We start from the raw sequence: 26,977 nt of genomic DNA, 5'->3' as shown, positions 1-26,977 counted from the left end.
CCTCCGCTTGGAAGGGAATCATGAAATTCACCAAAATCAAACACCCAACGATTCACGTTTTGTGAACGATGCTCTAGAATGGTGCATGCGCTTAGCGTAGGATTTCGCCCCCTCCCGCAAACCCGCATAGACGTGATACAAGCATCTCACAGACGAGAGCCGGCGGTACCGATTGTTCATGCCGGGAGCCGAGGATGCCGTTTCAGCTCGATTGATAGCTTGGATTTCCTGCAAGTTTATCGATGATCGGGCAATCCGGCCGCTCGTCGCCATGGCAGTTCGCGACAAGGTGTTGCAAGGCGCCGCGCAGTCCAACCAGCTCGGCAATCTTCCTGTCGATCTCCACCAATTTGGCCTGTGCAATCGCCTTGACTTCCGCACTTTCACGGGACTTGTCATTGTAGAGTGACAACAGTTGGCGGCACTCGTCTACCGAAAACCCAAGACTGCGGCCACGCTGCAAAAATCGCAGCCCGTGGAGGTCCTTGACGGAGTAGTCACGGTAGCCGTTTTCCGCCCGTCCTGGCTTCAACAATCCGATATCCTCGTAGTAGCGAATGGTCTTGGCCGGCAGGCCGGACCGTAACGACGCATCACCAATATTCATTGAAAACCTCCTTGAGCTTACAGTTTCAGACTGCGCAGCCGGAGCGCATTTCCTATGACGGACACCGAGGAAAGGCTCATGGCGGCAGCCGCGATCATGGGCGACAGCAGTGTTCCGAAAATCGGGTAAAGGACCCCGGCAGCAATCGGCACGCCCAGCACGTTGTAGATGAACGCAAAGAACAGGTTCTGCTTGATGTTGCGAATGGTCGCCTGGGCGAGGGTCCTTGCCCTGACGATGCCATTCAGATCGCCTTTCACCAGCGTGATACCGGCACTTTCCACCGCGACGTCTGCCCCTGTGCCCATGGCGATACCGACCTCGGCCGCCGCAAGTGCAGGGGCGTCGTTCACACCGTCGCCCGCCATGGCGACCTTGGCGCCGCCTGCGTGCAACTGGTCGATGAGGGCTTTCTTGTCTTCCGGCAGAACGCCAGCGCGGACTTCATTGATGCCGAGCCTGGAGGCAACCGCCTTTGCGGTCAGTTCGTTGTCGCCGGTCGCCATGATGATCCGCAAGCCGCTTTCGCGCAGCGCGAGAATAGCCTCCTTGGTGGTGGCTTTGATCGGATCGGCCACAGCGACGATCCCACCGAGCTTGCCGTCGATTGCGACGTACATGGCGGTCTTGCCTTCGTTACGCAGAGCGTCCGCCTGCTTGGCAAGTATTCCCACGTCGACCTCCAGGTCGACCATCATTGCCTGATTACCCAGCGCGATGCGCCTGCCATCGACCAATCCGCTCACGCCCTTTCCGGTGATTGCCTGAAAGTCAGTGGTCGCAAGAAGGGTTGCGCCGCGCTCCTTTGCTCCTTCAACGATGGCTTCGGCGAGCGGATGCTCAGATCCCTGTTCCAAACTCGCGGCAAGCACGAGCAGGTCTGCCTCGGTTGTGCCTTCAGCGGTCAGGATATCAGTGAGCTTGGGCCGCCCTTCCGTAAGGGTCCCGGTCTTGTCGACGATGAGGGTATCGACTTTGGCGAAACGCTCCAGCGCCTGGGCATCTTTGATCAACACGCCGGCCTGGGCGCCACGCCCGGTCGCCGTCATGATCGACATGGGTGTGGCAAGCCCAAGGGCACAGGGACAAGCGATGATCAGCACAGAGACCGCCGAAACGATTGCATAGATCATGCTGGGTTCAGGGCCTACGATCGCCCACGTGGCAAACGCTGCACCTGCGACCAGGACCACGGCTGGCACAAAATAGAATGACACTCGATCGGCAAGGCCTTGGATCGGCGCACGAGAGCGTTGGGCCTTGGCGACCATCTCGACGATCTTCGAGAGCATGGTGTCGGCGCCAATCCGCTCGGCACGCATGATGAAGGTTCCATTCCTATTGATGGTTCCGCCAGTGACCTGGGCACTCTCAGTGACCTCAACCGGCAGGGGTTCGCCGGTGATCATGGATTCGTCGACGGAGGAGCGGCCCTCGGTGACGATCCCATCGACCGGGATGCTGTTGCCCGGGCGGACCCTCAGCAGGTCTCCGGCCAGCACCTGGTCGAGAGTGATGTCTTGCTCGGACCCGTCCTTTCCGATGCGCCTCGCTGTTTTGGGAGCAAGGTCGAGTAAGGCGCGTATTGCCGACCCGGTGCGCTCGCGTGCCCGAAGCTCAAGCACCTGTCCAAGGAAAATCAAGGCAACGATGACGGCAGCAGCCTCGAAATACACCGGGACACTGCCGCCGTGGTCACGGAACGTATGGGGAAAAATACTAGGGAATAGGGTCGCGACGAGGCTGTAACCATAGGCGGCGCCGACGCCGAGCGAGACCAGCGTCCACATGTTCGGCGAGCGGTTGATGACCGACTCGTAGCCGCGATGGAAGAACGGCGTTGCGGCCCAAAGCACCACTGGGGTGGCCAGAGCCAGTTCGAGCCAGGTGGCCAGCGGCTCGCCAATCCATTCCCGGAAAGGCAGCCCAATCATCGGCCCCATGGTGATAAAGAGCAAGGGTACGGACAGTATGGCGCTGATCCACAACCGCCGCGTAAAATCCACCAACTCGGGGCTTGGGCCCTCATCTCCGGTCGGCACACCCATGGGCTCAAGGGCCATGCCACAGATCGGGCATGAACCCGGCTTGTCGCGAATGATCTGCGGGTGCATCGGGCAGGTAAACTGGGTTCCCGGTTTCATCGGCTCGGCAACGGACTTATCGCCGAGATACTTGGCCGGTTCTGCCGCGAATTTGGCCTTGCAGCCATCTGAACAGAAGTAAAAGCCCTTGCTCTCGTGACGAGTGAAGTGGGTGGAGGTAGCGCGGTCAACGCTCATTCCACAGACGGGATCGATCGCTGTCAGGTAGTCCTGCGGTGCCTTGACAAACTTGTCATGGCAGGATGCGCTGCAAAAATGATACGTTTGGCCACCGTGCTCGACAACTGGCCCGGCTGCTTTGGGATCCACGGTCATGCCGCATACGGGGTCGCGAACCACCGCGCCTGCGGCTTGAGGATTGGCAGCACAACAGGAGCCGGCTGTGCCGTGTTTGTGATCGTGGGTCGCCATTGGCAATACCTTTCATGTCAATCCAAAAGAGTACCGGTTCCCGTGACTGGAAGGTCAAGCGATTTCTTCAAAATAGACATGCTGTGGCGATGGACGAAAATCGTAGCAATGAGTACCGATTTTCCTTGACCTTCCCCTCGCTGGAAGGAGCACGCTGTCGTAACCCCTCCTTGAAGAGGTTTGTTCCAGCTTGAAAGGTAAACCCATGAAACAGTCCCTCCTGCTCGCAAGCGCCATCCTGCTATTTGCCGCCCCGATCGCTAACGCCGAGGAAGGCAGTTTTCCGGAGGTTTGCAAAAGCGACATGGCGATGGATATGAGCGACGAACATTCCAAGATGATGACCGGTATGATGACCGAGGAGCATCAGAAGGCTGGAATGATGGGCATGATGCAGATGGATAAGGACATGATGCAGGGGATGATGCACAAGGATCCCGATGTGGCCTTCGTCTGCGGAATGATCGCTCACCACATGGGCGCCATCGACATGAGTAAAGTAGAGCTAAAATACGGTAAGAATGCCTGGGCCAAGGAAATGGCGCAGAAGGTTATCGACGCGCAGACCAGGGAAATCGCGGATATGACCGAATGGCTTAAAACCAACGCTAAGTGAAACGGTTCACATCAACCGTCTTATCGCCGATAGCCGGGTCTGTTGGCCCGGGCCTCTCGCCCCAAGCGAAAGACTTAACATGCCCAGAGTTCCCACTGCGTCGGAAGCCAATTCGTCGCTTGCGGCACGACTGAACCGCAAATGCTTCTGCGTTACCCTCGACCGGACATCACTTTCGGGAGCGCTGTCCCTGGAGGCCGGCGCGCCTGGGTTCTCCGAGACTTTCATGGCGTCTCGGCCGCATCTGTTTTCGAATGTTCCGGTCTTCCTCGCTGCATCGGCGCTTGACGAGATGCAGGCTATTGTCATGGCCGTCGAGGCGACAGCCAAGCTGCCGGGTTACCGCGAAACCGTTCTCTGCTGGGCTCCCGAAATCGCTCGGCGGGATTTTGGTCCCATTGGCGCGATGATGGGCTATGATTTTCATCTGGACGATCACGGTCCGAAGCTCATCGAGGTCAACACCAACGCCGGTGGTGCCTTTCTCAATGCCGTTCTCGCCAAGGCCCAGAAAGCGTGCTGCACCGAAGTCGATCGAACGGCAGTCGGTGCCAGATTCGATGATTTCGAAACCAGCGTCGTTGCGATGTTGGAAAATGAATGGCGCCTCCAGCGGGAAGCCGGTTCGCCACGACGGATCGCAATCATCGATGATAGGCCGGAGGAGCAGTATCTCTATCCCGAATTTGTTCTTGCTCGGAATGTTTTGCTAAAACATGGGTTTGAAGCGATTGTCGGGGATGCCAGCGCGCTGGCATATAAGGACGGCAGGCTTCGGCTCGACGGACAGGAGATTGACCTCGTCTACAACCGACTAGTCGATTTCGCACTCGAACGCCCGGAACATGCTGCGTTGAGGGCGGCCTATCAGGATGGCGCCGTGGTGGTCACGCCCAATCCGCACAATCACGCTCTTCTATCCAACAAGCGCAATATGACGCTGCTGTCCGATCCGGTGAGGCTAGAATCATTTGGCCTTTCTCCGGAGATGCGCTCGCGGCTGGCCAGCGTGCCGCTGACCACGCTGGTTACGCGCGATAATTCGGAAGCCCTTTGGCAGTCCCGAAAAGACAGGTTCTTCAAGCCGCTCTCAGGCCACGGCAGCAAAGCAGTTTATCGTGGGGACAAAGTGACAAAGGGAGTGTGGGCCGAGATCGCCCGTGGCGGCTATGTCGCCCAGGCCTTTGCCTCACCTGGACAGCGCATGATCGAGATCGACGGTACACCCACGCCGCGCAAGATGGACGTGCGGCTTTATACCTACGACGGCCAAGTGTTGCTCGCGGCCGCCCGTCTTTATCAAGGCCAGACTACAAATTTCCGGACACCCGGCGGCGGTTTTTCCCCGATACTGGCCGTCTAGAAACGTGGTTCGGTACTGCGTCGTGGCAGCCTGGATCGATCAAGCGTGAGAATGGCCAGGAACTTTATGAACCTGACATCACTTTCGCACCATAGGTCTAAATTAGGAGGTCCCCATGAGCTACCTGCGCTTCACTGCGATGGTGATTGTCTCAACCGTCATCATGTTTGGGCTGATGTACCTGAACACATTCGCGTCGGATCATGTCTTCTTTAGCCAGACTCGCGCCTGGATGGCATTGCTCATGGGCGCAGTCATGGCGGCGATCATGCTTATGTTTATGTGGAACATGTACGCGAACAGGAACATCAATTTTGCCATCCTGGCCATGAGTGCCGGGGTTTTTGCGATTTCACTCTGGCTGGTTCGCAGCCAGGCAACGGTAGACGACCTCTCGTATATGAAAGCTATGATCCCCCACCATTCGATTGCGATTATGACCAGTGATCGAGCCCACATCCGCGATCCACGTGTCCGTAAACTTGCGGACGGCATCATCGCGGCCCAGGTCAAGGAAATCGGCGAAATGGAAGCACTAATCAAGGATCTGGAAGAACATCCCGTATCTTCGAATGTGCCGGAAATGGCTCCTACGGTCTCTCCCGAGTGATTCTCTGCAACCTGCCTGCAGGGCAGCTCACAATGGCCTCAGTGACGAAATGAGAGGCGAAAAGCTGGAAGATTCATTCGTGGACACCTTCTGCCGGATTCTCCGACATTTGATTTCCTATTTTTCAGGAACTCCCACGGTGATCGTGCATCTCTGATCCTTACCAACCTTGGCTGCGGCCTCCCTGCATGCCGCCACCTCGGCCTTGTTCGCTTCGACGAGCTGATCGGCCGACAATACCCGGTACCAGCTCTCCGGACTGTCGAACGCCATCAGGTCCATGCCAGCGCGCCAGGGCGACTTCGCCATGACAAAGCTGGCAACGCGCGGCGCGGTGGAGAACGGCAACAGGCTCGGCAGAAAGAGGGTCGCGAGTATGCCGACAACGCCACCGGTCAACCCGAAAACCCAAAGCCACTGGTTTTGCCTTCGCCGCCCGCGGGCGCTTGCCATCTGCCCTGCCAGCTCGCGCACTACCCGCTGCAAATCCCGGCTCTCGTTCTGAAACTGCTGCGCGGCCGTCCTCACCAGGCTCTCACCGCTGCGCTCGATCGCGCGGGCATGATGCTCCGGACTGTTTTTCAGGAGAGGGGATTTTTCGACAGCGTGTAAACGCTCCGCGACTTGGGCAAGACTTTGGACGAGCTGTGCGAGATCGGCACTGTAGTCGATCGGCTGCTGAAGTTTCTCCTGGCCGTCCAGCGCCGCTTCGACACCCTTACGGATCGTCGTCATTTCGCGAACGAGATCGCCGGCAAGATCATCGACCGTCTGGCGCAGCGCCTCGAACGCCTGCGCCGGATCGTTACCCTCGTCATCCTGGTTGTCGATAATACCCCGCTCGAATAGCTCTCTATCATCATCCGTCATGCCTGCTCCTATCGTTCAAGCCCTTGGCTGCGCCCGCGGGAAAGCTGCTGTTCCATTGCGCGAGCGACGTTCTGCTCCTGTCTGACATGGCTGATGCCGATTTCCTTGGACCGGCTGCGGACGATGGATTCCACCTGTGGATCCCGCTCGATCACATCGGCGATCTTGCGCATTTGTCCCTCGACCTTGCCGCGCGCTTCGTCATGTTGCCAGCCGTGAAGGTTCTGGCGCTCGGCCTGCAGCTTCTGCCATGTGTTGATGAGCCGATCGGCCCTGACGTTCGGATCAGCCTGCAAAGCCCGCTCCCGATCCATGCCTGCCACAAGCTGGCCGACGCGCTCCCGGCCGGAAAGCTGGTGCATGGCCTGTTCGGTCTGTGGGTCGTTCCGCATGGCAGACACCATCAGATTAGGCGATCCTGGCCGCTGCTGATCGAGCTGTTGACCGGCCTTCTGCAATTCCGATTTCTGACCCTCCAGCACCGGCAAGCCTTCGCGGTCCATTTTTGCAGCCGCACTCCATGCACGAGCGAAACGATCAACCAACTGCTCGAATCCGGACATTGGCCGCAAGCGGTCCGATTGGCGCTCCTGATCCTGTTTTTCTGGTGCGGGCGATATCCGCAGGCTTCCGCCCTTCGACCGCTGTTGCGAAGGCGACAGAGAACTGCGCTCTCCCATGCCGAACTTCAGTCCGTCGAACATGCCGGGCCGCCGCGTCTCGGATTTCTGCTGTGGTTTTTGGCTTTTCTCGACCCGGCCCTGCGTTTCGGATTTTTCACCATTCGCGCTGCGCCCGAGTTTCAGGCCATTGAAGGCGCTACGGCGCTGTCGCTGCGGCCTGTCGTCACCACGATCGGAGCCATTATCCTCGCGTCCGCGAACAGGCCCGGCCTGCAATCGAAGTCGCTCATCATGAACGCCTGTCTCGACAGCATCCCGGTCCTGTTGCTCCCGTGCGGGATGGGCCGCAGGGAAGCGTTGATCCTGCCGCTGCATTGCAGCACGATCAACCTCGATCTCGCTGCGGATGCCGATTTTCTCTGCGATGCCCCGCCGCCCGGCGAAGTCCCTGGTGTAGTCGAGTGTGGTTTCCTTGACGCCGGAACGGCTAAGCCTGTCTTCCAGCGCCTTGAAGGCCAGTTCGTCGGCGCCATGCACTTTCCAGGAATTGCGCTCGGCCGTTTTACCGTCCGGAAGCTGCACGGTCTCCGATCCGGCATGCTCAAGCCCAATCGTTGCGCCTATTTTGGGTGCTGCGTCCTTCATCGCCCGTTCGAGATCTACGCCCCAGGTTGTGTGCTTCTGGCCATTGTCGTTTTCCAGCGTCACAAAATAGCTGTCACGGTTTTTCGGATCGTTCTCATAGGGCGCCTTGCCGTGCTCGACCAAGCGGCCTGCCTTGCGATCGGTAAACTCCTCCTGGCTCGCATAGAGCTGCACGCCGTCGCGGTGACGCGTCATGGCGACATAGGTCAGATGCCGGTCCATGGTCTGCGACACCATCACGTAAGCACGATCGACGGTGGCCCCTTGGGTCTTGTGAATGGTCGTCGCATAGCCATGGTCAAAGGACTGGTAACTTTTGGTGGGTATGGTGACGATGCGGTCATTGTTCTGACCGCGACCAGCACCACCGTCGAGCTGAACTTGTATTGCGCCCAGTTCGACGGTCTGCACTGTTCCCAGCATGCCGTTCTTGACGCCAAGATCCCGGTCGTTTTCCAGAAACACCAGGCGGTCGCCGGGCGCAAAGTCGCGACTGCCATCATTGGTCTGGAACGTCAGCTCGCGTCCAAGGGAAGACTGTTCACGATCGGACACGTTGTCCTCGCCGGGTCCGTGACCCCGTGCCAACTGACCGCTGTCCTGCAGGGCCGATCGGATATCGGCATTGATGGCGCGAACGTCAGCGCGGCGATGCGCCATGGCGACACGGGTGCCGTCCGGACGCTGCTCGCGATCGGCAAGATAATCCCGAACTATCTCGCCGCGCGACGCCTCGCCGGTCTCGCTGAACCGAATATCGCCATTCTGTCGATAAGCGGCCAAGCCCTCGGCGGTTTTATGGGTAGCAAACGACACCGACGCCTCGCGCTGCCAGTCCACCCGCTGGCGGCGGATTTCGGAAAGCTCGGCATGGCCGATCTGCTCGGCGATGGCGCGAAACGGTGCCCCTGCCCCGATCGCCTGCAACTGCTCGTGATCGCCAACGAGAACAATTTTCGCGCCGGACTTTTCGGCTTCCCCGACGAACCGGGCAAGCTGACGGCTTCCGACCATGCCCGCCTCGTCGATGACGAAGACATCACCGCGGCCGAGCGCACCACGATCATTCTGCCAACCCATTTCCCACGACGCCAATGTGCGAGACGCGATACCGGAAGACTCCTCCAAACCTTCTGCTGCTTTCCCTGATAAAGCGGCCCCATGAACGCGATAACCCTGCGCCTCCCAAGCCTCGCGCGCCGCAGCCAGCATTGTGGATTTACCGGCGCCGGCATAACCCACGACAGCGGCAATCCGCTCCGGCCCGGTGATATGTTCGATCGCCGCCCGCTGCTCATCGGACAGACGCGCCGCGTTAATGCGCCGATCGCGCTCACCGCCATCCAGCTCGCCCCGCTCCACCTTGCTCGCCGTGTCGCTGGAAACGCCCGAACGTATCGCAGCATCCTGACGCCCGATCGCTCGTTCGACATGCCGGCGATCGACACCATGACTTTGCGCCTGATGCAGCCGCTCGGCGGAATTTGCCATGCCGGATTCGAGATCGACCATCTCGCGCGTCGAATAGCGCGCAAGCTCGATCTCGCCTGTCGTCGCATCCGAGCGTTCTGCCTGAAGCTCGACCATCGCCGGCGAAGACATGACGGTGGCGAACGCATTCTGGAATGCCTGCGCATCGTCGTTGATGTAGCGATGCAAGGTGCGCGCAACATCGTGCCGATCGAACACGCTCTTTTCGCCGGTGATGATTGTCAAAACCTGTTCCGGCTTTTCCCGGATCAGATCGGCGTTTCGTTTGGCCGCATCCTCATCCAGCCGTGCCCGCGAGACGTCGAGCCCTCGCCGCTCCATCTGTGTCGCGTGAACGCCGGCATGTTCCGTCGGCTCAATCTCAAGTCCGCGCTCGGCGTGGCTGCGATGATCGACGCGAATATCCAGACCTGCACGGGCCAGATGCGCATTGGTCATCTGCTCGAACGATTGACGGATATCGCGAAGCTGCATTTGTGATGTCGGAAGATCGTTCGACAAAAGCCATTTGTTCTCGCGCTCGATGTAGGTCTTGTCGGCAAGCCCCTCACCCGTCACCTGCCGCGTCGTCATCATGATATGCGCATGGTGATTGCGAACGTCGCTGGCCGAATGCGGCTGATGCACCGCGAAATCCACTGCGGCCCCGTGCCGGTTTGCCAGTTCCTGGGCGAACTCTCGTGTTAGCGAAATTCTCTGATCGGCTGTCAGCTCATGGGGAAGCGCCACCTCGAATTCGCGGGCGACGCGAGCGTCCTTGCGGTTCTCGGCTTTCTCCGCCGCATTCCACAATGCCGATCGATCCCGCGCCCATTCGGCATCCACGCCCATGGTGCCGGCACCCGGCTCGGGAAGCACGATCTCCGCATGCTCCACGCCCTGCTTGGCGCGAAAATCGTGCGTCAGGCCATCGCGCTCATTGGTCAGCTTTTCCGCAGCACGATAGGCAGCGGAAGCAACCGCGCTGCGGCCGCCGCTCCTTGCAATCGGCTTCATGCTGCAATGGTAAATCGCCAAATGCGGTTTGCCTTCCCCGATATGCAGATCGGCGACTTGAGTTGCGCAGCAACTCGTAAGTGCGCCCTTGTAACCTCAATCGCTCCGCTCCTTCGGCCACGGTATGGCGCTCGCGGCCAGCCAAAACGAAGCAATCTCCTCTGTGGATTTTGCCAATGTGAAGCGGATATTTCAAGTCAAGATAACTCTCGATTGCACATTTTCTCTTGAGGCACTCGCGCAATCGGATATTCTAGAGGGCAAATCGGGGGATGATCGATGCGGAAAATGGTTCATGACGAGGCTGGAGATCGGGCCGGAACGCTGGCGCTGATCATCGACGGCGACAACGCAACGCCGAAGATCGTCACGGGATTGCTTGCCGAAATCGCCAACTACGGCACGGCCAGTGTGAAGCGTGTCTATGGAGACTGGACCAAGCCGAACCTCAACGGCTGGAAGGAATGCCTGCTCGAACATTCCATCCAGCCGGTGCAACAGTTCGCCTACACGACGGGCAAGAATGCCACCGATGGCGCGATGATCATCGACGCCATGGACCTGCTTTACACCGGCCGCTTCGACGGCTTCTGCATCGTCTCCAGCGACAGTGATTTCGCGCGCCTCGCTGCCCGCATCCGCGAACAGGGAGTAACGGTCTACGGGTTCGGGGAGCGCAAGACCCCTCGCCCATTCATCACGGCCTGCGACAAGTTCGTCTATTTCGACGTCCTGAATGCACCGGGTGAGGAAGCGGCGGCAACGCCGGCAGCACAGGAAGCGGCAAAAGCCACCGCGAAGAAAAACGCCACCGACAAGGTGCTGCTAGCGCTTCTACGCACGGCGGTCGCCGCCGTCTCCGATGAAACCGGCTGGGCCAATCTCGGTGCGGTCGGCAGTCACGTTGCAAAGCAATCGCCCGAATTCGATTCCAGAAATTACGGCTTTGCACGTCTCAGCGAACTCGTCGAGGCGACGGGGAAATTTGAAATCGATCGCTCGGGCAAGGCGCAGAAAGGCGTCCTCATTCATATGAAATCGGTCCCCGCCGCGATCAAAAAATGAAAGGGAATGCAGGATGGCACGAAAGAGCATCGAGGAACGGTTGGCGCAGATCGAAGCGCAGCGGAAAACCCTGAAAGCCCGATTGGGAAAACAGGAGCGTTCGGAAGACACCAGGCGCAAGGTTCTGCTCGGGGCACTCGTCCTGCGTCGTCTTGAGACCAGTGGCGATGGCGAGTTTTCCAAACGTCTCGGTGAATGGCTGAAGCGTGAACTGCCGGGCTTCCTGACGCGGGATGCCGACAAGGAATTGTTTGCCGATATCCTGAAACCCGAACCCGTGAGCACGAATGGAGGAAGCACCGGGGAGTCTACCTCATGAACCGGGCGACACTGGCATGGGCGGCGTTCAAGAACATGATGCGGGCAGCTGCCCGCGATCCATTCTGGGCGCTCGTAGCATTGATCTCCGCCCCGTTCCGTTTCGCAAAAGCCTTCGCGATGGCGGCCGTCTTCTTCATGGTCGTCCTGCTGATCGTGGTCGTCGCACGGGAATATCTTCTCAGCCTTGTTGGCAGCGTCAAAGGCGATGCGCTCTGGTATCTTACAGACGCCATCGTCACACTCTTCATTTTATATTTTGTCTTCCGCGCCATCACCGAACCGCTGATCGTCCATTTTGGTGACATGAGCGACGATACACATGGCTCGGCTCGCTTCGCAACGAACAAGGAAGTGGCTCCCCTCATCAAGGCGCAATCCGGACTGCTGATCGGTCGCGATGGGAAGACCGGAAAGCTACTGCGGTATGACGGTCCCGCCCATCTGCTTACCATGGCGCCGACCAGAACCGGCAAGGGTGTCGGCACCATCATCCCCAATCTGCTGACCGCAGATCGCTCGGTGATCTGCATCGATCCCAAGGGCGAGAATGCGACGATCGCCGGCCGCGCCCGCGAACGCTTCGGCCGGGTCCATGTCCTCGATCCCTTCGGCGTCACCGGCAAGCCCTCGGCCGCATTCAATCCGCTCGACCAGATCGACCCCGAAGGCATCGATGTCGCGGAAGACGCAAGCACGCTTGCGGATGCGCTCGTGTTCGATGAACCCGGCATGGCGGGTGAGGCCCACTGGAACGAGGAAGCCAAGGCGCTGATATCCGGGATCATCCTTCATATCGTCATCAGCGAGACCAGGGACCGCAGAAACCTTGCCACGCTGCGCGACAATCTCACCTTGGCTCCCGATGCCTTTGCAGCTCTCCTGAAGGATATGCAGGCATCAGCCGGGACAGCCGGCGCCGGTGGACTGGTGGCCCGCGCCGCAAACCGCCATCTCGGTAAATCCGACCGGGAAGCTGCCGGCGTTCTGTCCGCTGCACAGCGCCACACCCACTTCCTCGACAGCCCGCGTATGACCGCGGTTCTTGCACGATCGGATTTGCGGTTTGCCGATCTCAAGCATCGCAACGAAACTGTGTTCCTCGTTCTGCCGCCGGATCGGCTGTCGGCCTATTCGCGATGGCTGCGCCTGCTCGTCGCCCAAAGCCTCACCGACATGGCCCGCGACCCCAGGAAGCCAGCCGTACCGATCCTCTATCTGCTCGATGAGTTTGCAAGCCTCGGCCACCTCGCCCCTGTCGAACGCGCCATGGGCCTGATGGCCGGCTATGGCGTCCAGCTCTGGCCGATCCTGCAGGATATCCACCAGCTGCGCGCCACATACGAGAAACGGGCCGGAACCTTCCTCTCCAATGCCGGCGTCCTCCAGGTCTTCGGCGTCAACGATCATGAAAGCGCCCGCCTGATCTCCGATCTTCTGGGCCAAGAAACCGTCGTCTTCCAGACGATGGGACGCAATCTCGATTCCGAGGATCTGGGGATTTCGCTCAGCCAGCAGCATACGGCGCGCGCCCTCATGACGCCGGACGAGGTGCGCAATCTGCCGAAGGAGGTGGAATTGTTGTTCTTGGCCGGGCAACGGCCGATCGTCGCCGCCAAGCTCGCATATTATGCGGACCCCGAGTTCAAGGGAGCGTTCGATCCTGCATGAGTAAAGATGATTTGAAAGAAGCCGAGGCCTTGGGAAGAGATTTAATGTGGATCCTTGGCCTGATCATGCATAGCGGGCCGGAAGATCGCCAGCGGATTGCTCTTGCCTACAACCAAGCCCAGGAACTGGTCGCAAGCATCCCAAAGGACAATGGCGATGCCCGGCCTCGCATTGTCGCCTGCTTCGAACGTTCCGATACCTATAAAGCTGAAGACGACGTCGCCTGTGCCGGCTGGCTGCTGACGGGTATGCAGGAGCGGGTCAACGAACGTGACCTTCCCGATTGGCGAAAACTGCGCAAGATCATAAACAATACCGTGAAAATGCTGACCCCGCCAAAGCCCACAGTTCACTGAGACAAAGTAAAAAGCGGTCCCGGCGCATATCGCCGGGGCAATATCACTGGCGGCCCTCCGGCTCTCTACAGCGCGACGTGGGAGCGCGTTCGCCTCCGGGCCGGAGCGACTGCGTCGCCTAACGCCCGCCAGTCGTCATTCATTTCGCAATGCAGGTTTTTTCAAGCGGATACCAGGACCATCGCCATTTTCGGGAATGAATATTATTCCGGCATCCTCCAATACGACGCGGAGTTCATCGATTGTTGACTGCTTGAGGTCTTTGCCCGTTTCAAAACGGACAATCGTGTTGGTAGACATTTTTGCCAGTTCAGCGAGTTCGGCGATCTTTAAGCCAAGAGCGGCACGCGCCATTCGACATTGAACTGGTAACATTTAAAATCGCCTACCGTAGGCGAATTTTATTGATCCGCCGTGTTTTCCTATTAGAATATACACGTCTTGCATCATTGCAGACGGCCGAGCAAGGCGTTGCAACCGCCCTGCTCGGCCTAACCACAACCCTAGCTATCAGGAGCTTGGATCATGGCTGATTCTGAGAATAGCAGAACTTTGCCCTCAATTACGCGTCGCGGTTTCCTGTCAGGTGCGGTGACAGCCCTGCCAGCCATAGCTGCGTTTCCTGCTCTCGGCGCGCCTTTCAGCGATATGGCTGGCGATCGTACCAACGACCCGACGTTGTTACTCTGGCGCAAATGGGTGACGGCCCATGAAAGCTATGTGAAGACCCACCACCTGCAGTGGGACCTTGGAACAAAAATATGCGGCATGACCCAAGAAATAGAAATCCATCTTCCGTCTCAAGACGCGCCGCTCTATGCCTCTACTGCCGAGGAAATTGACGACTATCTCGGAAGGCCGGAGATGGGAGAAGCCTGCGCGGCGGCCCAGGCCCGGTTGGCAGCCCTGCATACCGAATGGTACAGAGCAGCCGAACGCATAGGCTATACCTCCGCCGTTGAAGCGGAAAAGCAGTCGTGCGCTCTCCGCACGAAACTGTCCGAAGCGCTCTGGAACACGCCCGCGCAGTCGGTCACCGGTGCTGCCGCAAAACTGCATTCCTTCATCGAAATGAAAACTCCTGTGGCCGCCTGGCGAAAGGGCCTGCATCCAGCGCTGCGCCGCTTTGAAGAACCCTCCTGGCCAGAACTCCGTTCGATCCTTTCCGATCTCACGCAAATTGCGGGGCAGGATCATGGTTGAGTCCAGGAGTATTGGAATTTCTTCATCAATCACACGCCGAAACCTGTTGTCAGTCGCTGTAACGTCTCTGACGGTACCGCCCCCCCACTCCTCTGACATAGCTGTCTCTGGCTTCGATGGAGCCAATGATGACCCGGCAGTATTGCTTTGGCGAGAATGGGATGCAGCCCACAAACGCCGGTATGAACTTTGCGTTCGCCAGCAGAAGCTCGAAACCAAGCTGCTGGCAATGGTTGGCAGCTTCCCGCAGGTGGAAATTCGAATTCCCGGAAAAGATGAAACTATCTCCGTGACTACAGTTGCGGAGATAAATCACATGATGTCTGGATCCGAAATGAGCGGGTCCAGGAAGCAGGCCAAAGCCAATTTGTTGGCCCGACGTAGAGCATGGAAGACTGCCGATGCGCAGATTGGATATACGCTTGCCTACAAGGCCGAAACGGAAATGGTGAACACGGAATCGAAATTGGCGAAGGCTTTATGGTGCACACCCGCTCAATCGATTGCCGGCGTCATCGCCAAATTGCACTCCGTTATCGAGATGCAGGATCCAGGCGGTAGTCTGAAGGAGCCACCATGGCCGGAACTACGCTCGGTTCTGGCCGATCTTCTCACGATGAAAGCCAACGCTTCTTCGATTTGAACCGGCCCCGGCGCTAAAGCGTCGGGGCTTTTCACTAGCGACTCTCTATCAACTTGGCAGCGCGTTCCCTCCGGACCATGACGCGACCGGGTCGCTCCTATCATTAAAATTGATCGCCATTAGGATTCCGAGCTTCGATAGCTAAAATGATATCATTATTGATAGCTAGCAGATAGCAATCATGAATGATATCAATCACGATTGCATTCAGAAAGCGTTCATGATTGCATGCTAGCATTCTCCGACGTTACCGAGGAGTATTTCGATGCCCGTGATATGCGCAGCCAACCCAAAAGGCGGAGCTGGAAAATCGACAACCATTCTTTCGATTGCCTCCACCCTTGCCCAGCAAGGGGGCTCTGTGGTGATCATCGACGCAGACCCAAATAAGCCGATCACGGACTGGCGATCCGGAGAAAGCAAGCTTCCGATCAAGGTTGTCAGTGATGCTACGGAAGCGAACATTCGAGACTTGATCAACACTGCGGCTGCCGAAGCACAGTTTGTATTTGTTGATCTTGAGGGGACTGCTAGCCGCCTTGCATCACGGGCAATCATTCGGGCAGACCTTACGCTTATCCCACTCGGAGGAAGCGCACTGGATGCGAAGCAAGCTGCCCGAGCCGTCGGACTAGTTCGGGAGAGTGAGGAGGACATCGGGCGCCGGTTGAATTTCACGCTGGCGTTCAACAGAACCAGCCCTCCGCCGTTTACCCGGCGTATTGAGCGAGAAATATCGGATCAGATGCGATCGAATGATCTTCCCGTGCTGAATACTCATCTCTACAGGCGCGAGGCCTACAACGCGATGTTTATGGAGCGCTTGAGTCTATTCGAATTGGACCCGCAGAAGGTGAATGGCCTTGATGCAGCCGTTGAGAATGCGATCCAGCTCACGGCAGAAATCCTAGAACTGTTGCGATCGAGTTCGACGGAGAGGGCGGCCTGATGACAAACGATCTCGGATTCGGGAAAACCAACAAGTTGGATTTATCGGGCTTTTCCCCTCGGCAGGAGGAGAAGTCTAATACAATGAAAGAACAGGAAGCAGCCGATCGTGCAGCTGACCGGGCGGGCTTCCAAAGCAGAGAACCGGTCCAACGCATAAAGCGCGTGCGGAAAGCGAGCGAGCCACTGGATCAAGCCTTTGTTCGTGCGCCGATCGACGTCATCAACCGTTTTAAGCAGTATTGCAATGAAACGGGCTTCTCCTACGGCGAGGCACTAGACGAGCTGATGCGGAAATCCGGAGTTTAATTCTCGGGCGGCCATTTCTGGGCGCCATGCAGGACGCGGATCAGCTCGACATCGTCGGAAACCAGATAGACGACAATATAAGGCGTTCCCGACACGACCAGTTCCCTCGTTTCCGGCATTCGACCGATGCGGCCGGAGCGCGGGAAATCACGCAACCGCTCGATCTGCCTCTCGATGTCATCCCATATATCGAGGGCTGCCGATGGGTTTTCCAGAGCTATATGGTCAACAATCCTGTCGAGATCGGCAGCATAGGAATCACGTCTAACGATCCGCATATACTCAGTGACCTTGCGCGCCGATACGACGCTGTAAGTCAGCCCGCTTCAATTTCGCCTTTTCCGCCCACTCATCCTCGGAAATTGCACGATTCGAGCCATCCTCAATCCCTTCCATAGCCTTTTGCACCTGCCCCCGGAACCAGGCATCATGTTCGCCGGCCTCATGCAGTTGGCGCTGACGGTCCGCAGTATCAGGTCGTTTTCGCTCGATTGCTGCCGGGTCATGTTCGGTCATGTCAATTTCGAACCTTGCAAGTCCAAGCTCGTCGCGAACATAGGCAGCGGCCGTGTTCAGATTCCGCCAGATGCGCATCCTGCGGGACCTTTGAGCGGCCACGGCTCTCTCATTCATCCCATACTTTACAAGGACAGCGAAACCGCCGGGCTGCCCCAGAACGACGGCCCCATTCAGGGCGTGCGCTATCGCGAGGTTTTTGACGGCTTTGCCGTCAAGAGTTTCCAGCTGCATCGCAAATCCTTCAGATAATCCTACTGCATTTATCAGATATTTGCACAGTGCCACTGTTCTGGCAACGCCGTTGCCGCCCCTCTTTATTCAAAAGCCATACAACACTAACCGCAAAAGTAGTTTTTTGCGGATTTTGGTTCTGTTGGTGCCGCACCGGCCCGCAATTTTCGCGGGCCGGAACCGTCGCAGGGCTGCGTGAGCAGCCCGGATAGCGACGTCCGCTTATCTTTCCCTATCTTTAATAGAACTAGATGGGGATTCAGTCTGTCTGGCGGACTCACGTAAACTGATTGATCGACCAAGTCGTGCGAGCGCCTGTCCCAAAGGATTATCGCCAACGTCGAACAACGCCAATTCGTTCATGGGAAGGGTCTTGCGGTGTGCGTCGATTTCGGCAGCCCGCAATTCAATGGCGTGGGTATGATCATCTGGTGGGGGAGGGGCCATGCCCATTCGGCCGAGAAGTCGCAAGGCTCGCGCTGGCAGTGACAGGCGATAGGCATTGCTGGTCTGCTGGACCTGCGGACCACGTCCCTGGTTGCCGGTCGGGATATAACGGCGGAGCCAGTCGAGGAACCCGTGCTGGCGCAATGCCTTCAGCGCCCGCACGATCGCATCCCGCGATCGTCTGAGATAGCGCATCAGGGTCTCGATCGACGGATCGAGCCGTCCCGTGCGAAAGTTCACGAGATTGGCAAACAGTTCCAGCAATTCGATCGCCACGCTGCCCAGGGGACCGTTGCGAGATCCCGGCTGTCGCCCGGCCAGTTCATACCGCCGTGCCGCCAGCACGATCTTGCGAACGTCCTGGCTATTGGTGCGCCGCCAGAATACCGCTTCGCATTTTCCGGCCGCACGGGATTGTTTGCGAACGGGCGTACGTTCGCGCTCGACCGGTGCTCCTACGAGCACGGTCCCAAATTGTTCAAACATAAGTCTTCAGCCTCCGTTTCACGGGAGGGCATGCCCTGTGGACAGCAGACAAAGATTCATCGTTCCGACAAGACCTAGGTCTTGCAGGTTCTCACGCTCTCGACTATGTTGGGATTTGAAAATATGTGGCCCAACAAGCCGACGTCTTAACTGACCAAAACCCCTAGCCGTTACCAGCGGCGAGGGGTTTTTCGTTATGCCCTCATTTCTTTTTCAACAAACAACCTCAAAACTTCTTCGAACAGCTGCGCACGGGATGCCATCCCGCGCTCTGTCTTGATTTTATCAAGACAGTCCACCAGATCGACGGGCAGATCGGTGCTCACATAAATACGCCCAGCGGCCTTCAACCGTTCTCGGTGTGCGGCGACCTTTTCTCTGACTGGCGTAATCGTGCGACTCATGTGTTACATGAAACCTGAAAGCGACCGATTCTGCAACCTGACAAATTTCATCAGTTTTTAACGGAAAATTAACCAAATCTTCCCCGGTCACCGACCGTGGGGTGGATGGGGAGCCCGAGGGGCGGGGCCAGGGCGCCCCTCGTCTGGTTTCGGGCGGGTCGATCCCGGCCGGAAGCAGCCCGCGGCCATAACGGTGTTCCGTGGACATTTCTGCAATAATACCCGCTAGGCCCAATCGGCCCGAAGCTGCGACTTCGGCCAATGCGATACGGGAACAGGAACTGCTCCAAATCGTACGCTTAGCCCCATGAACATTAATGGGGCACGGATATACGGTAGCCCTGCGGAAAAGGGCGAAATGACACGCTAACGCCGTCACGACAAACCCGGCACCTTTCCGCGCCGGGTGCAGAACCTCCAAACAGAAACCGGGCCTCACGGCCCGACCTCAAATCCTGCCGACGGAACAAGACCTGTTCCCGATGACACGTTAAGCCCTCATTCGGCGGCAATCGCCATCGGTGCGGTGTCGTTCTCGCCATCCTCAACGGATGCGCGCAGCGGAATGGGAAGCCATGTCTTCCCCTGCAATGCCGTCTCGGCCAATGCCACGGCCTCGGCCTTTCGCGCCTTGCCAATAGACTTGATCGCATCAGCGGAGCAACCGGCCTCCGTCATCACCTCGGTAAGCTGCGCCTTCGATAGCCGAGACAGGAACGCCGCTTCCGGCGTCCAGTGCTGGGCCATGTCGAGCTTGAGGGCTGCTGCTACATCATCGGCGTGGTTCAGCCGGTCGCGGCTGTGATCGTGCTTGGCGTTGACAGCATTGAGGTTCGCCGCCGTGACCACGGCCAACAGATCGGTGAGCCGGTCCATCGGCTGTTCCAAAAGCCATTCCCAGAGATCGCCCGGATTGCCGGGGATATGATCGGCCCATCGCTCCTTGATGTCAGTCCATTCGACAAGGGTGCGGCATGCTTCCGGCTCCTTGATCGACGGGGCGAGGTCTCTGGCTTGCCCGCTGATCTCGACAGCCGACTGAACGCGCCAGAAGCTCGGCCCATCGTAAAACACCTTGGCGACCAACGGGTGAAGGATAGCGGCAAGGGCGATCTCCGGGCGGTTGACCAGTTCGATGCGCAGCGCGGCGGTGCGGATCGCCGTCAGTTCCTCGATCAGGACTGCGGAATATCCGGTTTCCGGTTCCACCTGCGCCGCTGCGGGCAGGGCGGTGGTGTCGCCGGTTCCTTGCCCGCACTCGCCATCCTGCTGGCTGGCGAGTGCGGCCCGGTCCTCGGCCTTCACAAAACCCTCGGCGATCTGCAGGGTGCCATTATGCGCTACGGTGACGATGCACCCGGCCCGCGCCAGTTCTGCGGGATCGTAGGATTTGGCGGCGTCCCTGATGGCGTCAATCTTCTGCTCGATCTCGTAAAGCCGTGCCTCGTCGGCGTCGATTTGCGGATCACCCTCGGCATAGGCTTCTATCTTGGCGGAAAGCTCATCGAAGGTTTCACCGAGGCTGGCAAGCTCGGCCTGTTCATCCGGGGTCAGTTCCCGTGCTTGCGGATAGATGCGACCATAGCCGCCATTGTAAACGCTTGACGGATCAAGGCTGATCTCGATCCACTTCCACCCCTGAATGTTGAGGGGTTCCGCCGCCTGTTCCAGCTTCTCCGTTGCCAGCTTTACCAGCAACGCCCGGTCGGTCAGGAACGTTGTGCCGTCCTCGTCAAACAGATCACGGACGATCCCGCCGCCTGCGGCCTCGTAAGCCTCGATGCCGACAAAGCGGGCTAGCCGGTCACGGCTTGGCACATGCTCGCGGGTGAGGATCGATCGCAGGTTCTGCGGCTGACGGCTCCAGTGGTCGCGCTCGAACCAGACACTTTCCTGCTCGGCGTGATCGTCGCTGAGCGCCAAGGCCTTCGCCTGCTCGATGGTCAGTTCGTCCTCGCGCATGGCGTCCAAAATCCTCGGGGAGAGATTGGCGAGTTTCAGGCGATGGCGCACGGTGGCAACGGATTGCCCAAAACGGGCGGCGATGGTTTCCGGTGTCATGCCGTCCCCGGCAAGCTGACGATAGCCCAAAATCTCATCGACGACGTGCATGGATTCACGCTGGGTGTTTTCGGCCAGCGAGATTTCCGCATCGCTTTCGGCATCAAGAACCTTGCAGGGGATTTCCACCAGCTCGTTGTAAATGCCCTCCTTGACCAGCAGGCGTAGCGCCGCAAGACGGCGGGCTCCGGCGACGACCTCGAACCTGTCGCCCTTCTTCGACTTCCTGACGGTGAGGTTCTGGATGAGGCCATGCGCCTCGATGCTGTCGGCCAGTTCCGACACGCCAGCGGTAGAATTGACGCGCCGGACATTGGCAGCACTCGGCACGAGCTTGGACAACGGGATATGGCGGATGTTGGTGGAGACGGCGGGAACGATCTGTTCAACAACGGATTTTGCGGCGTCTGTGGACATAGCGATAGCGTTCATGGGTCTGTTCCTCATGATGGGTGTTGGTGTTGTGATCATGTCTGCGGCGGCGGGGATCAGGCGTAGCCCGTCCAGTTGAGCGGTCGTCCGTCCCAGAGAAAGGCGGTGCGCACATTGTCGATGCGAACGGATTTCGAGCGACCGTTGACACGGCGGCGCAATGCCTCGCCGGTGAAGCCGTCGAGCTTTGGAACCACCTTGCCGGTCATCCACGGCTCGTTGCCCGTGTCGGCCGATATCTGGCTGACTTTGCGGACCTCGACCATCTGCGCGCCGATGATCTTGGTCACCTGATAGAAATCGATATTGGTCTGGTCGTAGCCCCACGAGGCATAGAGTACGTGACCGACCTCGAAACCATGCGGCTTCTTGCGCTCGGCCCGACGTTCGCCCTGCCACTCAGCCCAGCGCCGCCGCCCCTCGAAATGCTCCCGGATTTTGCGTTCTCGGGCGGCATCGTTGGAGAAGCTGTGATGCCAGTCGGGTTTTGTGGCCTTGCCGTGGAAGGCCATGGCGGCGGGCCGGTCCTTGGTGCTGCGAAAGATATAGACAACGCCGTCGCTGGCCTTGTCGGCGACTTTGAGGGACCCCTTGGGGATGTAGAAATCACGGGTGAAGGGAGCAAAGCGCATCATGCGAATTCCTCCAGTTCGTATTTGTCCACACTGGCGCTGACGGACAGACGGGCGCATGTGCCGCCGCAAATGCCGTCCTCGAACGCTGGAAAATAGCGATCATAGGCCTTGTCGAAATCGACCGGCATACCAGTCAGCCGCTCTCGCTCGGCTGCAAAACTCAAAAACCATTCCTCGAAAGTCGGTTCACACATTCCCTTGTCCTTCCTTTTCCCTTTGGACTGCGAAGCAGGACCTCGTCCTGCTTCCCGGGGCCGCGCGAGCGGTGGGATGGAGGGGGAAAATAGTCTTCGCGGGGAACCGGCTGCACGGAACGCAGTGGAGGAAGCTGGGCGGAAGGCTATTTTGGGGGCGAGAAGGTCAACGCCCTCGGTTCCCCCATCAGACAAAGCAATGTTGCGCCAGCGGCGCGTCTATCCCGGCGACATGGCGCCGATCGCGCGAAGGATCGTCACGCGGATGCGCGGAAACCCGGTAGGGGTTCCGTGGAGCCGGCATGCCGGCGGAATAGAGCCTGGTCACGAAGGGGACGCGCCCTAACCAGGACAATTTCCGTCAAAGGCCCGGAATTGGAGGCGTCGGTTCAGGCTCGGGCGAAATGATACTTGATGTGCAATCGAGGTGCAGATCTGCACATTGCTCTTACCAAATAAATCGTGCCAAGCTCTTACCAAATAAATCGTGCCAAATTTTTCTATTCAGCAGAAAAGGGCCAACTTTGGCAGAAGCAGATTTTGATGATGTACGAGATAACGACCCCGACCTTCTCGAAAACACGGCCTTGCCAAAACCATTTATTTCACGCCTACGAAACGCATTCTATACCCGTCTTTCGGACTTCGACGAAATGACTGACATTCAGATGCTGCGTGAGCCGGGTATTAACTGGCGTCTTATCAAAGCCGTAAGGGCTGAGCGGGCTGGCGTCGATCCAAATTAACGGCACATTTCAGAGACTCGCAGCAAAAGGCGCCGGCATTACGGGGTCCAGATCTAGGTTGGCTAGGGAAGCTGGCAAGCCTTGGCAGCGCGTGCTGTGGATTGACGCTGCTGTAGCCCCTCTATTCCGGTCTCCACTGTATCATTCAATTGGTGCCGCTAGTATCTTCGCCAGGTTTTGGAGGTAGTGCGATGTCGGACAATATAATCAAGCAGATCCCCGACACTACCGCTGAAGTTGGCAACGATCCTCCAGACAATAGGAATATTGAAATTACCGATGACCGCCTCCTTGCTCGGTTTGATGGCGACACTCGCTTTCAAATTGCGCGTAAGGGTTGGTCAACCGAACAGAGCGCAGCGTTCTGTAGGATGGCACGTCTAGTTCACGCTACAGGGCTCGATTGGTACCATACCAGCATCCCGCAGATACGTTTTGGTCGACGATCACCTCAGAATATGCGGGCAGAAGGCACCCTCGGCACTGTTCAGTTGAGAAAAGGCTCCGGGTTTCTCGAGTTCAGCCATCAGCACGATAGGCTGGATTTGGCAGGCACTTACGAGTTTGACGGGGAATCTGTGGAGCGGTTCGCGCTATCCATCAAGAGCGCCGAAGATGGAATCCGAAATTGGCTCCCACCTGTACCGCCGCGCCAAGGCTTTTGGCCCGACGAAACGACAATTGATGACACGGAATCACAGGCCGACCGAATCAGACAATATGTGCTGGACCGTTATATTGAGCCTGGCCGCAAGCGGAAGGAGGTCAGCGTAACTGTCGTTGTTGGTCAGCTCAATAATGAAATGGCTCTCAATATGGCTTGGCCAAACATCTGCCAGGCATTGGAGGGGCGCAAGTTTTTGGAAATGGCGCGCGTTCCGTCACCAATTGCTGAAGGGCCCAAGCAGAGCACAACCAGAAAGCTTACATTTGCTCTATCAGAAGGAGCCAAACGTTTGGTCCAATTGAAACCGGAACCCACAAACCTCATTCTCTATGGTCCACCAGGAACAGGAAAGACCTATCGAACCGCACTCGAAGCGGTCAGGCTCTGCGACCCGCAGGCAGATTATCCTGGCACCACCGAGGGTCGGGCAGCGCTGATGGAGCAATATCGCAAACTCGAAGCGGAAAAACGGATAGCGTTCGTTACCTTCCACCAGAACTATGATTACGAAAACTTTGTTGAGGGCTTGAGACCCGAAACTGGCGAAGCCAGCGAGAACGACGGCGCTACAGCAGGCTTCCGACTTGTGCCCCGCCCCGGAATTTTCCGCGAAATATGCGCGCTGGCAGATCAGGCGAGAACGCGGACGGTCCCTCCGGCTGGCGCTGCCGGCTACGATTTTTCAGGACGTCGCTTCTGGAAAATGGGCCAGGGCACAATCGGAAGTGAGGATGATGTCTACGATTCCGCGATTGCCAATAACTACATCGCGCTTGGCTGGGGTGGGTCTATCGATTGGGGTCCTGAGCAATTTTCGTCTTTTGAGGCGATTAAGGCAGAATGGCTCGCGCAAAATCCCGAGGAGCAAACCCCTAGCAATTGGACACAGACCTGGCCGTTCCGCTCCGAAATGAAGGTAGGCGACATTGTCATCGTGCCCTACGGTAACACTGCGTTTCGCGCCATTGCCGAGGTGACAGGTGATTATCAGTTCGAGTCTTCGGCGGAGGGTTATTACGCACACCGCCGTCAGGTGCGCTGGCTGCTAACGCTTGATGACCCCCTGCCTCTAGACACGATTGTAGACGGCAATTTCACAATGCGGACCCTCTATTCATTGCCCGGAAAACGAGTCAACTTCCCCGCCTTGGGGCGGTTGATTGCCACTAATGACGACAACGATCCGCCGCTTGCCGAGCAGGGCTCTCCTGACCAGTTCGTACTTATCATTGACGAAATAAACCGCGCTAACATCTCCAAGGTATTTGGCGAACTCATCACATTAATCGAGCCTGATAAACGGCTGGGAATGCCGAACCAGATAACTCTCACGCTACCGTATTCGAAGAAAAAGGATTTTGGTGTCCCGGCTAACCTCCACATAATTGGCACGATGAACACAGCAGACCGTTCGATTGCCCTGCTCGACACAGCACTTAGGCGGCGGTTTACGTTCCGGGAGATGGCGCCGGACCCGCAGTCTTTAACGGAGGCGGGCACACGTACTGGGATCGATTTGATCGGCATCCTCACCGCCATTAATGAGCGGATCGAGTATCTGATTGATCGAGAACACCGCATCGGTCACGCCTTTTTCATCGGCTGCAGCACATCAGATGAGGTCCATGCCGCGATGCGCGATAAGGTGATCCCGCTATTGCAGGAATATTTTTTTGAAGATTGGAGTAGAATTGCTGCTGTTCTTGGCCGGGGGTTTATCGGTTATCGAACCTTAAAATGCCCATTGGGCGAAGGTGATGACCGCAAGAGCTGGTTCGTCCGCTGGGCGAAGCAGGCGAACGGGAACAACGGTTTTCCTGCCGATGCATTCACTTTACTCCTCAAAACGCGCTCTACGGATCTGGAAGCAGAAAGCAGTGCATGACCTCTCTAACTGTCCATGAATGGGGTCGCGTCCCCGTCTACAATGATGGCGGGGCCACGCCCGAGGGGCGGTTTTCGCGCCGACAAGCAAATGCCCTGCTGGCAGCGGCTAAGATGCACCCTTTGAGTGGCAATGAGGGTACGGCAATACTTGTCGATCATCATCGGCATTTGACGGCACGGCAAATGGTGGGCGTCATCGCGGCCTCAGGATGTAGCCTAGAAATCCTGCCAAAGATTGACCCTGAAGACGTCCAGACAGACGGCGCGATCCGAAATCGGTTGGTACGGATGCTCGATGTTGCGCTCGGCCTTAACCTCGGCGATGGGCAGACGGCGGCTATGGCCAGGCAAAATGAGACGTTGCTCGACATCCTGATCCGCTTGTTTGCTGACCGGCTTCTCGCCGAGGCCCGGCGCGGGCTGCCGCGAGCTTATCTGGCAGAACAGGAGGATCTTGCCGCGCTGCGGGGGCGGCTCAATGTGGTTCGCCAGTTTACTCACAACGCAGTACGGCCGGACCGGCTCGCGTGCCGATTTGATACTCTGCTCGCCGATACGCCGCTGCTGCGCATCATGAAGGCCTGTGTACTATTCCTGCGCCGACATGCACGCGCCGCCGAGACAATCAGACGCCTTGATGAACTGCGCTTCCTGCTGGCTGACGTTGGCGATAACAGCCCCAGTTCACTGCCGTGGAAGCAGGTCCGGATTGATCGAACCAATCGCCGCTGGGAAACGCTGTATGGCCTTGCCCGTCTGTTTTTGAAGCGCGACTGGCAGGCGACCCACCATGACGCAAGCGCTGGGTATGGAATCACCCTCTTATTTCCAATGAACAAGCTATTTGAGGCATATATCGCGGCGCTGGCGAAACGTGCGCTGCGGGGCAGCGATTCAGTGGTCATCGCGCAAGGTGGGCTTCTCAATTGCCTGATCGAAGAGGGCGAGGGCGGCAAAGAGAGGTTCCAGACCAAGCCTGACATTCTGATCAAACATGGGTCTAATATCCGGATGGTCATCGACACCAAGTGGAAACGCATTGGGAGCGATCCTGGGGATTCGAAGCGCGGTGTTAGTCAGGCTGATATATACCAGATGATGGCTTATGCCCGGTTGTACCGCACCACTGAAGTGCTGCTGCTCTATCCGCACTATGATGCCCTCGGTGCGACAGATTTAAACGCGGCTTATAGCATGCTAGGAGGAAATGAGAGGTTGCGGGTTGTGAGCGTCGATCTTGTTTCTGGCGAGGCTGCGATTGTACAGCGACTCGTGGAGCTTGCGTGCAATCCGCGCGTGCCGGCCTAGCCGTTTGCGTTTCCTGCTCCAAAAGGCACACCTTGAGCGCTTGTCCGTAAAACGACGGTTTGGCGGACGTCGAGATTGTTGTCCGCGTTTCAGGTTCACGATGGGGAATG

The 26,977-nt window shown here is 58.0% G+C and carries 26 protein-coding genes; 14 read left to right on the top strand and 12 right to left on the bottom strand.

All coding sequences use genetic code 11. The annotated features are described in order from the left end of the window. Positions 1-202 precede the first annotated feature (202 nt). Entirely contained in the window at positions 203-607 is a 405-nt protein-coding gene (gene cueR, locus BSK43_RS00575; protein WP_077472824.1) for a Cu(I)-responsive transcriptional regulator, read from the bottom strand. A 17-nt stretch (positions 608-624) separates the two neighbouring features. Further along, positions 625-3,123 carry a heavy metal translocating P-type ATPase gene (locus tag BSK43_RS00570; RefSeq protein WP_077472823.1) on the bottom strand — a complete coding sequence of 833 codons (2,499 nt, stop codon included), beginning with the start codon at positions 3,121-3,123 and terminating at the stop codon, positions 625-627. Between the two features lie 205 nt (positions 3,124-3,328). Here BSK43_RS00570 and BSK43_RS00565 point away from each other — a divergent pair, with 205 nt between their 5' ends. The 3 genes from BSK43_RS00565 (at position 3,329) to BSK43_RS00555 (ending at position 5,712) form a co-directional block, all read left to right on the top strand. Then, complete coding sequence (locus BSK43_RS00565; protein WP_077472822.1) at positions 3,329-3,739, top strand: DUF305 domain-containing protein; 411 nt, start codon at positions 3,329-3,331, stop codon at positions 3,737-3,739. Positions 3,740-3,818: 79 nt separating this feature from the next. Beyond that, the gene (locus tag BSK43_RS00560; protein ID WP_077472821.1) at positions 3,819-5,102 is read left to right on the top strand and encodes a hypothetical protein; all 1,284 of its coding nucleotides are present in this window, start codon (positions 3,819-3,821) and stop codon (positions 5,100-5,102) included. A gap of 115 nt (positions 5,103-5,217) precedes the next feature. Next, positions 5,218-5,712 carry a DUF305 domain-containing protein gene (locus tag BSK43_RS00555; RefSeq protein WP_077472820.1) on the top strand — a complete coding sequence of 165 codons (495 nt, stop codon included), beginning with the start codon at positions 5,218-5,220 and terminating at the stop codon, positions 5,710-5,712. A 117-nt stretch (positions 5,713-5,829) separates the two neighbouring features. Here BSK43_RS00555 and BSK43_RS00550 read toward each other — a convergent pair whose 3' ends face one another. Both BSK43_RS00550 and traA read right to left on the bottom strand, forming a co-directional pair. After that, positions 5,830-6,582, bottom strand: coding sequence for a DUF6118 family protein (locus BSK43_RS00550; protein ID WP_077472819.1), 753 nt, complete (start codon positions 6,580-6,582; stop codon positions 5,830-5,832). Positions 6,583-6,590: 8 nt separating this feature from the next. Further along, a complete protein-coding gene (gene traA, locus BSK43_RS00545; RefSeq protein WP_077472818.1) occupies positions 6,591-10,358 on the bottom strand; it encodes a Ti-type conjugative transfer relaxase TraA in 3,768 nt (1,255 codons plus the stop codon). A gap of 258 nt (positions 10,359-10,616) precedes the next feature. Here traA and BSK43_RS00540 point away from each other — a divergent pair, with 258 nt between their 5' ends. From BSK43_RS00540 to BSK43_RS00525, 4 genes are read left to right on the top strand one after another with little or no spacing between them, the layout of a single operon-like run. Then, the gene (locus BSK43_RS00540) at positions 10,617-11,402 is read left to right on the top strand and encodes an NYN domain-containing protein (RefSeq protein WP_246662460.1); all 786 of its coding nucleotides are present in this window, start codon (positions 10,617-10,619) and stop codon (positions 11,400-11,402) included. Between the two features lie 13 nt (positions 11,403-11,415). Continuing rightward, positions 11,416-11,721, top strand: a complete 306-nt coding sequence (locus BSK43_RS00535) for a mobilization protein (RefSeq protein ID WP_077472816.1) — start codon at positions 11,416-11,418, stop codon at positions 11,719-11,721. After that, positions 11,718-13,391 (top strand): type IV secretory system conjugative DNA transfer family protein, encoded by a 1,674-nt coding sequence (locus tag BSK43_RS00530; RefSeq protein WP_077472814.1) that lies wholly within the window; start codon positions 11,718-11,720, stop codon positions 13,389-13,391. Before BSK43_RS00535 ends, BSK43_RS00530 begins: the two co-directional genes overlap by 4 nt. Next, positions 13,388-13,747 (top strand): hypothetical protein, encoded by a 360-nt coding sequence (locus BSK43_RS00525; RefSeq protein WP_246662459.1) that lies wholly within the window; start codon positions 13,388-13,390, stop codon positions 13,745-13,747. The genes BSK43_RS00530 and BSK43_RS00525 overlap by 4 nt, the downstream gene beginning before the upstream one ends. A 135-nt stretch (positions 13,748-13,882) precedes the next feature. On the opposite strand, the gene BSK43_RS00520 is transcribed toward BSK43_RS00525, so the two are convergent. Then, positions 13,883-14,122: a helix-turn-helix transcriptional regulator gene (locus BSK43_RS00520; RefSeq protein WP_077472812.1), complete on the bottom strand. Its 240-nt coding sequence runs from the start codon at positions 14,120-14,122 to the stop codon at positions 13,883-13,885. Between the two features lie 150 nt (positions 14,123-14,272). Here BSK43_RS00520 and BSK43_RS00515 point away from each other — a divergent pair, with 150 nt between their 5' ends. The 4 genes from BSK43_RS00515 (at position 14,273) to BSK43_RS00500 (ending at position 16,850) form a co-directional block, all read left to right on the top strand. Continuing rightward, positions 14,273-14,950 carry a hypothetical protein gene (locus tag BSK43_RS00515; RefSeq protein ID WP_077472811.1) on the top strand — a complete coding sequence of 226 codons (678 nt, stop codon included), beginning with the start codon at positions 14,273-14,275 and terminating at the stop codon, positions 14,948-14,950. After that, the gene (locus BSK43_RS00510) at positions 14,943-15,593 is read left to right on the top strand and encodes a hypothetical protein (protein WP_136686624.1); all 651 of its coding nucleotides are present in this window, start codon (positions 14,943-14,945) and stop codon (positions 15,591-15,593) included. The genes BSK43_RS00515 and BSK43_RS00510 overlap by 8 nt, the downstream gene beginning before the upstream one ends. A gap of 265 nt (positions 15,594-15,858) precedes the next feature. Further along, on the top strand, positions 15,859-16,542 hold the full coding sequence (locus BSK43_RS00505) for a ParA family protein (protein WP_077472809.1): 684 nt from the start codon (positions 15,859-15,861) through the stop codon (positions 16,540-16,542). Further along, complete coding sequence (locus tag BSK43_RS00500; protein WP_077472808.1) at positions 16,542-16,850, top strand: hypothetical protein; 309 nt, start codon at positions 16,542-16,544, stop codon at positions 16,848-16,850. Before BSK43_RS00505 ends, BSK43_RS00500 begins: the two co-directional genes overlap by 1 nt. Here the strand turns inward: BSK43_RS00500 and BSK43_RS00495 are convergent. The 7 genes from BSK43_RS00495 to BSK43_RS00465 all read right to left on the bottom strand — a co-directional run bounded on the left by BSK43_RS00495 (position 16,847) and on the right by BSK43_RS00465 (position 22,259). After that, the gene (locus BSK43_RS00495) at positions 16,847-17,128 is read right to left on the bottom strand and encodes a type II toxin-antitoxin system RelE/ParE family toxin (RefSeq protein WP_077472807.1); all 282 of its coding nucleotides are present in this window, start codon (positions 17,126-17,128) and stop codon (positions 16,847-16,849) included. The genes BSK43_RS00500 and BSK43_RS00495 overlap by 4 nt on opposite strands. Positions 17,129-17,132: 4 nt before the next feature. After that, on the bottom strand, positions 17,133-17,600 hold the full coding sequence (locus BSK43_RS00490; RefSeq protein WP_077472806.1) for a hypothetical protein: 468 nt from the start codon (positions 17,598-17,600) through the stop codon (positions 17,133-17,135). A gap of 222 nt (positions 17,601-17,822) precedes the next feature. Continuing rightward, positions 17,823-18,533, bottom strand: a complete 711-nt coding sequence (locus BSK43_RS00485) for a replication protein A (RefSeq protein WP_077472805.1) — start codon at positions 18,531-18,533, stop codon at positions 17,823-17,825. A 194-nt stretch (positions 18,534-18,727) separates the two neighbouring features. Further along, positions 18,728-18,937, bottom strand: coding sequence for a ribbon-helix-helix protein, CopG family (locus BSK43_RS00480; protein WP_136686622.1), 210 nt, complete (start codon positions 18,935-18,937; stop codon positions 18,728-18,730). 498 nt (positions 18,938-19,435) lie between these two features. Then, positions 19,436-21,430, bottom strand: a complete 1,995-nt coding sequence (locus BSK43_RS00475; RefSeq protein ID WP_077472804.1) for a ParB/RepB/Spo0J family partition protein — start codon at positions 21,428-21,430, stop codon at positions 19,436-19,438. Between the two features lie 56 nt (positions 21,431-21,486). Beyond that, positions 21,487-22,065: a hypothetical protein gene (locus tag BSK43_RS00470; RefSeq protein ID WP_077472803.1), complete on the bottom strand. Its 579-nt coding sequence runs from the start codon at positions 22,063-22,065 to the stop codon at positions 21,487-21,489. After that, positions 22,062-22,259 carry a hypothetical protein gene (locus tag BSK43_RS00465; RefSeq protein WP_077472802.1) on the bottom strand — a complete coding sequence of 66 codons (198 nt, stop codon included), beginning with the start codon at positions 22,257-22,259 and terminating at the stop codon, positions 22,062-22,064. Before BSK43_RS00465 ends, BSK43_RS00470 begins: the two co-directional genes overlap by 4 nt. Before the next feature lie 524 nt (positions 22,260-22,783). Between BSK43_RS00465 and BSK43_RS00460 the strand changes: the two genes are divergently transcribed. The 3 genes from BSK43_RS00460 (at position 22,784) to BSK43_RS00450 (ending at position 26,867) form a co-directional block, all read left to right on the top strand. Beyond that, complete coding sequence (locus tag BSK43_RS00460; protein WP_136686620.1) at positions 22,784-23,005, top strand: hypothetical protein; 222 nt, start codon at positions 22,784-22,786, stop codon at positions 23,003-23,005. 191 nt (positions 23,006-23,196) lie between these two features. After that, complete coding sequence (locus BSK43_RS00455) at positions 23,197-25,557, top strand: AAA family ATPase (RefSeq protein ID WP_246662458.1); 2,361 nt, start codon at positions 23,197-23,199, stop codon at positions 25,555-25,557. Continuing rightward, a complete protein-coding gene (locus BSK43_RS00450) occupies positions 25,554-26,867 on the top strand; it encodes a calmodulin-binding protein (protein ID WP_077472801.1) in 1,314 nt (437 codons plus the stop codon). Before BSK43_RS00455 ends, BSK43_RS00450 begins: the two co-directional genes overlap by 4 nt. Positions 26,868-26,977: the final 110 nt, after the last annotated feature.

It is taken from the genome of Rhizobium sp. P44RR-XXIV, assembly GCF_001999485.2.
GTDB lineage: Bacteria > Pseudomonadota > Alphaproteobacteria > Rhizobiales > Rhizobiaceae > Rhizobium.
Note: the sequence above shows the minus strand (reverse complement) of the source record. Positions and strands in the feature narration are given on the sequence as shown.

Coding starts and splice junctions, on each gene's coding strand:
- cueR (WP_077472824.1), bottom strand. CDS start 607: ATGAATATTGGTGATGCGTCGTTACGGTCCGGCCTGCCGGCCAAGACC.
- BSK43_RS00570 (WP_077472823.1), bottom strand. CDS start 3,123: ATGGCGACCCACGATCACAAACACGGCACAGCCGGCTCCTGTTGTGCT.
- BSK43_RS00565 (WP_077472822.1), top strand. CDS start 3,329: ATGAAACAGTCCCTCCTGCTCGCAAGCGCCATCCTGCTATTTGCCGCC.
- BSK43_RS00560 (WP_077472821.1), top strand. CDS start 3,819: ATGCCCAGAGTTCCCACTGCGTCGGAAGCCAATTCGTCGCTTGCGGCA.
- BSK43_RS00555 (WP_077472820.1), top strand. CDS start 5,218: ATGAGCTACCTGCGCTTCACTGCGATGGTGATTGTCTCAACCGTCATC.
- BSK43_RS00550 (WP_077472819.1), bottom strand. CDS start 6,582: ATGACGGATGATGATAGAGAGCTATTCGAGCGGGGTATTATCGACAAC.
- BSK43_RS00540 (WP_246662460.1), top strand. CDS start 10,617: ATGCGGAAAATGGTTCATGACGAGGCTGGAGATCGGGCCGGAACGCTG.
- BSK43_RS00535 (WP_077472816.1), top strand. CDS start 11,416: ATGGCACGAAAGAGCATCGAGGAACGGTTGGCGCAGATCGAAGCGCAG.
- BSK43_RS00530 (WP_077472814.1), top strand. CDS start 11,718: ATGAACCGGGCGACACTGGCATGGGCGGCGTTCAAGAACATGATGCGG.
- BSK43_RS00525 (WP_246662459.1), top strand. CDS start 13,388: ATGAGTAAAGATGATTTGAAAGAAGCCGAGGCCTTGGGAAGAGATTTA.
- BSK43_RS00520 (WP_077472812.1), bottom strand. CDS start 14,122: ATGTTACCAGTTCAATGTCGAATGGCGCGTGCCGCTCTTGGCTTAAAG.
- BSK43_RS00515 (WP_077472811.1), top strand. CDS start 14,273: ATGGCTGATTCTGAGAATAGCAGAACTTTGCCCTCAATTACGCGTCGC.
- BSK43_RS00510 (WP_136686624.1), top strand. CDS start 14,943: ATGGTTGAGTCCAGGAGTATTGGAATTTCTTCATCAATCACACGCCGA.
- BSK43_RS00505 (WP_077472809.1), top strand. CDS start 15,859: ATGCCCGTGATATGCGCAGCCAACCCAAAAGGCGGAGCTGGAAAATCG.
- BSK43_RS00500 (WP_077472808.1), top strand. CDS start 16,542: ATGACAAACGATCTCGGATTCGGGAAAACCAACAAGTTGGATTTATCG.
- BSK43_RS00495 (WP_077472807.1), bottom strand. CDS start 17,128: ATGCGGATCGTTAGACGTGATTCCTATGCTGCCGATCTCGACAGGATT.
- BSK43_RS00490 (WP_077472806.1), bottom strand. CDS start 17,600: ATGCAGCTGGAAACTCTTGACGGCAAAGCCGTCAAAAACCTCGCGATA.
- BSK43_RS00485 (WP_077472805.1), bottom strand. CDS start 18,533: ATGTTTGAACAATTTGGGACCGTGCTCGTAGGAGCACCGGTCGAGCGC.
- BSK43_RS00480 (WP_136686622.1), bottom strand. CDS start 18,937: ATGAGTCGCACGATTACGCCAGTCAGAGAAAAGGTCGCCGCACACCGA.
- BSK43_RS00475 (WP_077472804.1), bottom strand. CDS start 21,430: ATGAACGCTATCGCTATGTCCACAGACGCCGCAAAATCCGTTGTTGAA.
- BSK43_RS00470 (WP_077472803.1), bottom strand. CDS start 22,065: ATGATGCGCTTTGCTCCCTTCACCCGTGATTTCTACATCCCCAAGGGG.
- BSK43_RS00465 (WP_077472802.1), bottom strand. CDS start 22,259: ATGTGTGAACCGACTTTCGAGGAATGGTTTTTGAGTTTTGCAGCCGAG.
- BSK43_RS00455 (WP_246662458.1), top strand. CDS start 23,197: ATGTCGGACAATATAATCAAGCAGATCCCCGACACTACCGCTGAAGTT.
- BSK43_RS00450 (WP_077472801.1), top strand. CDS start 25,554: ATGACCTCTCTAACTGTCCATGAATGGGGTCGCGTCCCCGTCTACAAT.